Source organism: Romboutsia sp. (assembly GCF_035470145.1).
Classification (GTDB): domain Bacteria; phylum Bacillota; class Clostridia; order Peptostreptococcales; family Peptostreptococcaceae; genus Romboutsia_D.
The window spans coordinates 1-2,664 of sequence record NZ_DATIRC010000095.1; the positions used below are offsets into that span (position 1 = coordinate 1).

The following is a 2,664-nucleotide window of genomic DNA, read 5'->3' on the forward strand; positions in this document are numbered from 1 at the left end:
GTCTATCCGTTATAACTACTTTCGCCTTATGAAAAGATTCCCATAATTTAAATAATTCTATTTCTCTATTTGATAAGGTAACTTTTTTTTGTATTATTGTGTCTGATTCAACTACTGTATATTTTTTTTTCAATTCTTCTATAATATCTTTTTTATAATTTAAGTTATAGTATGTTTCTTTATCTGATCTAAAACAAGTCATTATATTTTCTCTTTTTGTGTTTATGCCAGGAGAGTAATATTTTTCTAATTTATCAATCAAATAAAACACTATATCTGGACACTTTATTATATTACATTCTGTAAAATTAGCTTTCATTATTTCAAAAGATTTATCTTCCCTTGCCATAATTGTTAATCTCTTGTGAGAATTATAAATCTCTGTACTAATTCTCAGTTGTTCTTTACCTTGTTTATCATCAGAAAAATATATAGTCTGAGGAAATGATATAATAGGAATATTTTTAAAATTTTCAACTATATATCTTCTGGCCTGTTCCTCCCATATATACAAATTGCCCATATTCCCACCTCCATGAAGGACTATTATATCATCTTCATGGATTATTTCTCTTAATCCTTTTTCACAATTATACGTATCAATAAAGTTTACACATATAATTTGGTAATCTTCAAAGTGATTTTCTAAATATTTAATAGTCGAATAAACTATGGCATTATCTCCTAAATTTCCATGTATTGGTATTAGCATATATAATATCTTTTTTATATTTTTATAATTTTTTAATTTATCTATATTATTATTTGATAAATACATAATTTTCCTCCAATTTAATTATATTTTAGATTATTTTTACTATAAATCTCCTAAATTTAACTTTATAGGTCTTCATATTATTTTATTCTAAAAATAAATATTAGTTACTACATTCGAAAAAGCTACATGGTTTATTTGACAGTTTAAATTTACTCATATCCACAATTTTATATAAAACTATCTAATTAAATAAATATATATGTATCATTTATGTGCATTGTTAAAATAATTAAAGAATATATATTATGTATAACAAAAACTATCTATATATTTTTATTCAAGGAGGTTATATATGAATATGGAGAAAATTCCCTCAGTTAAATCTATGGAGAAAACTCTACACAAAATAATTAATGATAAATGTTCTGTCAGTAGATATGGTGATGGAGAATTTACACTTATTTTTGGTAAATCTATAACATTCCAGCCTTACTCTGAAGAATTATGTTTAAGATTAAAAGAAATTTTAATTAGCAATAATGAGAACCATATAGTTTGCTTACCTGATATATTTAATTCTTTAGATACTCGTACAGATGAATCTATAAGATTTTGGAGTAAATTTTTAGGTATTAATCGTGACTTAATCTATAAAGTAATTGATATAAATAAAGATTATTATAATGCTCAAATTACTCGCCCTTATATCGCCTTTAAAAATAAAGGGCGAAGTAACGAAATGTTTAACATGTTTAAAAATATATGGTCTAATAAAGACATTCTAATTATTGAAGGTGAATATACTAGATTCGGATTTGGCAACGATTTACTTGATAACTGTAAAAGTATAAAAAGAATACTATGTCCATCTAAAAATGCATTTGAAAAATATAATAAAATTTTACAGGAAATCAAAAAACAAAAAAAATCAACTTTAATCTTAATTGCTCTTGGTCCTACAGCTACAGTATTATCATATGATTTAGCGCTCGAAGGATATCAAGCTATAGACATTGGACATCTAGATATAGAGTATGAATGGTTTTTAATGAAAATTTCTGAAAAATGTGTTATTAAAAATAAATATGTTAACGAAGTAAAAAATGGTAATAACAATATACAAGAAATAAAAGATACAAAATATATAAACGAAATTATATGCAAAATATGATTATATGTAAAATATTAAGATATTTCATTTATATATTTAGATTAGTTTCATTTTTCTCTATTACTACATATTTCGAGTGATTTTCTTCTAATTTCTAGTTTATATTAACATGTAGTATCATCTTTACATATTATTAGTATAAGTAGACTTATTATAAGCTACTATTATAAATATAAAGGATGATTTTATGACATTTAATAATGTATCTATTTTAGTTCCATACACATCTGATAATGGGATTAGAGAAAAAAACTGGACTTGGTTAAAGAAAAGATATGAATTATTAATGCCTGATGTTGAGATTTGTATTGGAGAATCAACTGGTTTTCCGTATTCTCGATCTGAAGCTATTAATAATGCAGCCCGAAAAGCTACTCGAGATATTTTCTTAATTATGGATGCTGATGTATTATTCGATATTAAGGATATAGAAATATCTATCAATATGTTGTCAGATTTTAAAATAGTGTTTCCTTTATCTAAATACGTAAAATTAGATAATCACATAACTAAAGATATAATTTCTAACAGTCCAAATATACCAATATCTGAAATGAAAATCTCTACTAATAACTCAAAAGTATTTTTTAATTCTTATCCTCCTGGAAAATATAAATATATCTTTGTTGGAGCAATATGTTTAATTCATAGAAAACAATTTGAAGAATGTGGTGGATTTGATGAAAGGTTTAGAGGTTGGGGAGGAGAAGATGATGCTTTTGCTCATATTGCTAAATACCTATATAAAAATTTCGGTAGACCAACTAATACTACC

At 24.2% G+C, this 2,664-nt stretch carries 3 protein-coding genes; 2 read left to right on the forward strand and 1 reads right to left on the reverse strand.

The genetic code is table 11. The features are described from left to right. Window positions 1–778: polysaccharide pyruvyl transferase family protein (locus VLM92_RS03335; RefSeq protein WP_325274933.1), on the reverse strand; the 778-nt coding region annotated here is incomplete at its 3' end. Between the two features lie 292 nt (window positions 779–1,070). On the opposite strand from VLM92_RS03335, the gene VLM92_RS03340 reads away from it, so the two are divergent. Further along, window positions 1,071–1,889, forward strand: coding sequence for an SP_1767 family glycosyltransferase (locus VLM92_RS03340; RefSeq protein ID WP_325274934.1), 819 nt, complete (start codon window positions 1,071–1,073; stop codon window positions 1,887–1,889). Between the two features lie 187 nt (window positions 1,890–2,076). Beyond that, window positions 2,077–2,664 (forward strand): galactosyltransferase-related protein (locus tag VLM92_RS03345; RefSeq protein ID WP_325274935.1); only part of this gene is annotated, 588 nt, incomplete at its 3' end.

Bases quoted from the DNA above. Each gene is read 5' to 3' on its own strand.
- VLM92_RS03340 (WP_325274934.1), top strand. From the start codon at position 1,071: ATGAATATGGAGAAAATTCCCTCAGTTAAATCTATGGAGAAAACTCTA.